General features: G+C 75.8%; 4 protein-coding genes. All 4 read right to left on the bottom strand.

The window, feature by feature from the left end; genetic code table 11:
* Positions 1–35 precede the first annotated feature (35 nt).
* A complete protein-coding gene (locus AE652_RS37310) occupies positions 36–1097 on the bottom strand; it encodes a hypothetical protein (protein ID WP_147409102.1) in 1062 nt (353 codons plus the stop codon).
* Positions 1098–1203: 106 nt separating this feature from the next.
* On the bottom strand, positions 1204–1785 hold the full coding sequence (locus AE652_RS37305; protein ID WP_063780395.1) for a hypothetical protein: 582 nt from the start codon (positions 1783–1785) through the stop codon (positions 1204–1206).
* Between the two features lie 141 nt (positions 1786–1926).
* Positions 1927–3243 (bottom strand): glutamate-5-semialdehyde dehydrogenase, encoded by a 1317-nt coding sequence (locus AE652_RS37300; protein ID WP_049659684.1) that lies wholly within the window; start codon positions 3241–3243, stop codon positions 1927–1929.
* Between the two features lie 98 nt (positions 3244–3341).
* Positions 3342–3794: hypothetical protein (locus AE652_RS37295; protein WP_049659683.1), on the bottom strand; the 453-nt coding region annotated here is incomplete at its 5' end.

Raw genomic sequence — 3794 nt, 5'->3', positions numbered from 1 at the left:
CACCGGCCGCCGTCGCGTTCCACGGCCCGGGCGCCTCAGCCGCCCGCCAGCACCTCGCACACCTGCCAGCCCGGCCGGGCGTGGTTGCCGGGGTCGACCGGCGCCGGCGGCGTGACCGCCGTGCCCTGCGCGGTGGCCAGCACCGGCTGCAGGAATCCCGCCATCGAGGCGCCGCAGGGCTCCGGCCCGGCCTGCACCACCGAGTCCACCAGCCGCAGCTGCCCCGAGGCCAGGTCCACCCGGTCGAACTCGAAGGTCAGCTGCCGCCGCACGGTCTCCAGGGTGACCGGCGCCCCGGCCGGGGCGCCGGCCGGCTTGAGCGCGTAGACGAAGGTGTGGTCGGTGGTGATCTGCAGCGTCCCGCTGTCCGCCTCGTCGATCCGCATCGCGCCGACCACCTTCACGGTGTTCGAGGCCAGCGCGACCTGTGCCGGGTCGAAGCGGACCATCCAGCCGGTCACCGCGTGGTGGCGGTCGTCCACCGGCTGCGCCACGCTCGCGTCGAACTCCGCCTGCTCACCGGGCGTGACGAAGACCCGTACGTCGGCGGTGGCGCCCTGGACCAGCGTCGCCGGGGAGAGCGAGGAGGCGACCAGGTAGCGCTGGACGGTGTCGAGCGCCTTGGCCACCTCGACCCGGCCGAAGTTCCCGGTGGCGGCGCCGGTCGGGGTGTTCAGCCCGATCGTGCCGTCCCCGTACCCGAGCGGCAGCGCGGCGAACGGGTCCGCCGGGTCGGCGACCGGGTGGACGGCCGACGCCGGGCTCAACGCGACCAGGCTGACGGTCAGTTGGCTGCCCTCGGGCCGCACCGCGGTGCCCTTCGGTGAGCTCACCCCGAAGTACACCGCGGCCCCGAAGGCGAGCAGGATGAGCAGCAGCAGGATGAGCGCCTGGCGCGGGACGCTGCCCAGCGGGCCGAACCGCACCCGCGACCGGGTGGCCTTGCCGAAGGAGCCCGCCAGCCGCTCCCGGGCGGAGAGTTCCTGGATGCGGGCAGCCCGCACGAACGATTCGTCGAACACGACGGACCGGAATTCGTCCTCGTTGCCGGAACCGCCCTCGGGCGTCCCCTCAGGAGGCTCTCGCGGGTCACCCACACCACCAGGGTAGGCGGACACCAGCGCCGCCACGAGGGTCCGGGCGCACATTCCCGGGAACGCTCCGTGACCACCGCCCCGGGGCGTGCGCCCCCGGGCGCTCGGACTAGCCGGCGGGCGCCGTGACCACCAGCGGGGGCTCCGCCGGGGCCTGCCCGGGGGCCACCCCGGTGCTGCTGCTGCCGGACTGGGGGCGCCGGGGCGTGCCCAAGGGGCCGCCCACCCCCTGGTAGATCGCCGCGACGGCGACCGCCACCAGGCTCACCCCCATGATCACGGCGAGCACCCAGGCCACCGGCCGGTGCCACCGCTGCTGGGCCACGTACCGCCCGGGGACGCGCACCGGGTCGTCACCGCGCCGCCACCGCCGGACCCGGCGGTCGGCCGCCCGGCCCGGCCCCGACCAGGGGTCGGGGTAGAGGTGGTCCGCGTCGAGTCCGCTCGGGTACGGGCGCAGCTCCAGCGGCAGCCCGTCCCCGGCCGGAACGTCACGGCCCCAGCCCGGCCCCGCGGCGTCCGGCTCGAACCGGGCCTCGGCGGCGGCGAGTCGCCGCTCCTTGGCGGTCGGCTCGTGCACGGCGGCGGACCGGACGAAGGCCTCGTCGAAGACCACGGTGGCGAACTCGTCGTCCGCACCACCGTGGTCGGAGCCGTCGGGGTACGGGAAGCCCCCCACATCCTCAGCCACGGATTCAGCGTATTACCGGCCGGACGATTTGTCTGTGGCTCCCGGCAGTTGGTCCGTCGCACGTGTGACGGACGCCCTGCGCGCGCCGCGCGGCGGCCGTCCGCGCCCCCGCCCGCGGCCTGCGGCCTGCGGCCTGCGCGCCTACTCGGCCCCGCCGCCCACGGTCTGCGCGGCCTCGCCCCGCACGTGCCCGTCACCAGTGACGATGTACTTGGTGCTGGTCAGCTCGGGCAGGCCCATCGGGCCGCGGGCGTGCAGCTTCTGGGTGGAGATGCCGATCTCCGCGCCGAAGCCGAATTCGCCGCCGTCGGTGAAGCGGGTGGAGGCGTTGACGGCCACCGTGGTGGAGTCCACCAACCGGGTGAAGCGGCGGGCGGCGGCCTGCGAGGTGGTGACGATCGCCTCGGTGTGGCCGGAGGACCAGCGGCGGATGTGCTCGACGGCGGCGTCCAGCGAGGGCACCACGGCGGCGGCCAGGTCCAGCGAGAGGTACTCGGTGCCCCAGTCCTCGTCGGTGGCCGGCACCACGGTGGCCGGTCCGCCCTCGGCGGCCTTCAGCACCGCCTCGTCGCCGTGCACGGTGACCCCGGCCTCGGCGAGCGCCGCCAGCGCGAGCGGCAGGAAGGCGTCCGCGACGTCCTGGTGGACCAGCAGCGTCTCGGCGGAGTTGCAGACGCTGACCCGCTGCGCCTTGGAGTTCAGCAGGATGCCGACGGCCATCGCCAGGTCGGTCTCGGCGTCCACGTAGACGTGGCAGTTGCCGGTGCCGGTCTCGATCACCGGGACGGTGGAGCCCTCGACCACGGTGCGGATCAGCGAGGCGCCGCCGCGCGGGATCAGCACGTCCACGTAGCCGCGGGCGCGCATCAGCTCCCGCACCGACTCCCGGCTCTCCCCCGGCACCAGCTGGACCGCGTCGGCGGGCAGCCCGGCCGCGGCGACGGCGTCGCGCACCACGGCGACCAGCGCGCTGTTGGAGCGGTAGGCCGAGGCTGAGCCGCGCAGCAGCACCGCGTTGCCGGACTTGAGGCAGAGCGCGGCGGCGTCCGCGGTGACGTTCGGGCGGGCCTCGTAGATGATGCCGACCACGCCGAGCGGCACCCGGACCTGCCGCACGTCCAGGCCGTTGGGCAGGGTGTAGCCGCGCACCACCTCGCCGACCGGGTCGGGCAGGCCGGCCACGTCGCGCACGTCCGAGGCGATCGCGGCGATCCGCTCGTCGGTCAGGGTCAGCCGGTCGATCACCGACTCGGCCGTGCCGGCCGCCCGGGCCCGCTCCACGTCCTCGGCGTTGGCCGCGACGATCTCCGCGCTGCGGGCCACCAGCGCGTCCGCGACCGCCAGCAGCGCGGCGTCCTTCGCGCCGCGCGGCAGCGGGGCGAGCGCGGCGGCGGCCTCCCGGGCTCGGCGCGCTACGGCGAGGACGGGGCTGTCGGCGGTGGCGAGATCGCTGGTCATGCCGCCAAGGGTAGCGACTGCGCCCGCCCCGCCCGGGCGGCATTTCGCCCGGTGAGACAGCTCGGTACGGCGTTCGGTCCGGCGTTCGGTACGGGCGCTCAGTACGGGTGCACGCCGCCCAGGTGCGGCGGCGGCTCGCCGAAGCCCTCCGCCACCCGCTTGTGGTACGTCGCCCGGTCGACCACCTCCAGCCCGACGATCTCCCAGGGCGGCAGGTTCGAGGTGACCTTGTGCTCGCCCCACAGCCGCAGCGCGATGGCCGCCGCGTCGTGCAGGTCCCGGGCCTGCTCCCAGTAGCGGATCTCGGCGTGGTCGGCCGCGTAGCGGGCGGTCAGGAAGAACGAGTGGTCGTGCGCCAGCTGCTCCAGCGAGGCGCGCAGCGCGGACAGCGGGGTGACCTGCCCGGCCACGCTCAGCACCACGTGCCACAGCCGCGCCTGCTCGGGCACGGTGGGCGGCTGGGCCGCCCGGTCGAGTTCGGGCCGCATCCCGCGCATCCCGCCGGGCCGCTGCGTCGGCGGACCGGCCGGCTCGGCGGGGCCGTCCCCGCG

Origin of the sequence: Kitasatospora sp. MY 5-36 (genome assembly GCF_001182915.1) — a bacterium.
Lineage (GTDB): Bacteria > Actinomycetota > Actinomycetes > Streptomycetales > Streptomycetaceae > Kitasatospora.
Note: the sequence above shows the minus strand (reverse complement) of the source record. Positions and strands in the feature narration are given on the sequence as shown.

Excerpts from the sequence above, each read along its gene's own strand:
- AE652_RS37300 (WP_049659684.1), bottom strand. The coding sequence starts at position 3,243 with ATGACCAGCGATCTCGCCACCGCCGACAGCCCCGTCCTCGCCGTAGCG.